The sequence below is a fragment of the Vibrio sp. 03_296 genome, from assembly GCF_002265885.1.
The window spans coordinates 1-1,883 of the sequence record NZ_NPKW01000701.1; the positions used below are offsets into that span (position 1 = coordinate 1).

The following is a 1,883-nucleotide window of genomic DNA, read 5'->3' on the forward strand; positions in this document are numbered from 1 at the left end:
TGGTTTTGTCATGATTCATTGAAATAAACAGCGTTTAATTAGAATCGAGCCTCCTGTTCCTGATTCWAGTTACCGCTGTTCATGAAAAAACACTACTCCTTTTACTCATCCCTATGATTCTCTCCGCTTGTTCTTCCATGAGTCCTGAAGAATGCCGTAGCGCTAACTGGCAACAAATTGGCTATTTAGATGGGCAAAATGGCGTCAATCCCACGGTGATCAGCGATTATGTGAAAGATTGTCGTGACGCCGGTGTTTACCCAGATCAAGAGATGTGGCAGCGTGGCTTTGAGCAAGGCACCGTACTCTACTGCTCAGCAGATAACGGCTACCGCGTCGGTAAGCAAGGCCGCGAATACTACGGTGTTTGCAACAACGAACGTTTTCTCGAAAACTATCAGAAAGGTTATCAAGATTATCTGGTTCAAAAACGACTCAATGAGATCAACAAAGAAATCAGCGATATTGATACACAACTGCGCATACTCAAAAACGACAACAGAGAACAAACAGCAGAGAAAACACTGGAAAGTCGACGTAAAGAACTCATTCGTGAACGTACATCATTGATTGTGCCAACACGTTCTTACAATCTGAAGTTTTCGTTTTGAGCATGACGGGCTCGAGCGCGAAACATTCGGTTGATTGTGCTGCACGAGATGAAAGTTTGATGAATTTTCAACTTCATTACATACAAGTCGTTGCAATGGCTCGTGAACTGGGCAATCTCAAGCAGAAGCAACCTCTCGTAGTCTGGAATAATAAATATGAATATCATCAAACCGTTAACATGCCTTTTAGCAATGAGTATCAGCGGCATGGCAACTGCCGCTGTTACCCTACATGTCACCGGATGACGTCACTCTGTTTGTCGCCAACGGGCAGAAAGCCAAGCTCTCTGGCAGCCTATTTGCCTCTTCAAAAACCATTGAATTGCCAAATGGATGAAAACCAAATCATCTTTCAATACGAGCCCTACTTCAGCCAAGGTAATGATCGTATTGGCGTCGAGAGTAACGTGATCATCGCAAAATTTTCCGCCACCGATACCGACCTCAACATTCGAACTGCCAAAGTATCGAGATCACCGTGTAGCAGAGCAGGAAATCAAACAAATGCAGTGGCAGTTGGTTGAATGAACAAGGCGCAGCTGTGAACCAAGTCTGAAGACAAACTGGTGAAATCCGGCATGCAGATTGGGCCGAGACTACGCCAGTGAAGCCGCAGAATTACAACCAAACTGGCGGACATCGCGGCAATCCGGTACAACAGTGTCAGTGGCAACAATCAAGACCCGAGACCAGTGGCCGGTGTTGAAGCCAAAGTGAAGGCGGGCGATAACACCGCAGAAGAGATGCTGCACTTCTGGTATGACAAAGCCGATGACGCCACCAAAGCTCGCTTCAAAGCCTACATCAATCAATAATCGTAATGTGGCTTAAGCAATTAGGAGGTGTTCATCACCTCCTCTTGTCACCTAACCTTGCCTTGCCATCCATCGTCAATCTCTCTACCCTCTCTCGCGTTCCCTTTTAGCCAAACCCTTCAGGCAGCGTTTTTATTTCCTCTTTAGTGAAATCTCTGCAGCAACACGTCGGTCTTATTCAAACTAAAATAGAAAAACAACAAAATGAGAAAACGATGTCTGCATTCCCACTAACGGCCATCGCGATGATCGCGTTTGCCGCAAACTCGGTTTTTTGTCGTTTAGCGCTGGCAGAATCAAAGCATTGATCCGGGTAGCTTTACTTTCATTCGCTTGTTGTCTAGGCGCTGGTCACTTTACTGGTTATCTTATCGTTCACTCAAGCGAGTCAAATGCGCCAACTGTTGAGCAAATCAGCCTTTTAAACCGAGCAAGTGTGCTGGCTGGTGTCGCGTTG

The 1,883-nt window shown here is 45.9% G+C and carries 3 protein-coding genes and 1 pseudogene; all 4 read left to right on the forward strand.

Features of this window, described 5'->3' with window-relative positions; genetic code table 11:
- The first annotated feature begins 137 nt into the window (after positions 1-137).
- Positions 138-611, forward strand: a complete 474-nt coding sequence (locus CIK04_RS27230; RefSeq protein ID WP_325205890.1) for a DUF2799 domain-containing protein — start codon at positions 138-140, stop codon at positions 609-611.
- Between the two features lie 59 nt (positions 612-670).
- Positions 671-1,135 carry a DUF2057 family protein gene (locus tag CIK04_RS34340; RefSeq protein ID WP_325205891.1) on the forward strand — a complete coding sequence of 155 codons (465 nt, stop codon included), beginning with the start codon at positions 671-673 and terminating at the stop codon, positions 1,133-1,135.
- A 168-nt stretch (positions 1,136-1,303) separates the two neighbouring features.
- Positions 1,304-1,426 carry a DUF2057 family protein gene (locus tag CIK04_RS34345; protein WP_325205892.1) on the forward strand — a complete coding sequence of 41 codons (123 nt, stop codon included), beginning with the start codon at positions 1,304-1,306 and terminating at the stop codon, positions 1,424-1,426.
- Between the two features lie 215 nt (positions 1,427-1,641).
- Positions 1,642-1,883 (forward strand): annotated as a pseudogene (locus CIK04_RS35750) (EamA/RhaT family transporter); the annotation flags it as partial.

What these genes read in the sequence shown, in the direction of transcription:
- CIK04_RS27230 (WP_325205890.1), top strand. Translation starts at nt 138, where the DNA reads ATGAGTCCTGAAGAATGCCGTAGCGCTAACTGGCAACAAATTGGCTAT.
- CIK04_RS34340 (WP_325205891.1), top strand. Translation starts at nt 671, where the DNA reads ATGAATTTTCAACTTCATTACATACAAGTCGTTGCAATGGCTCGTGAA.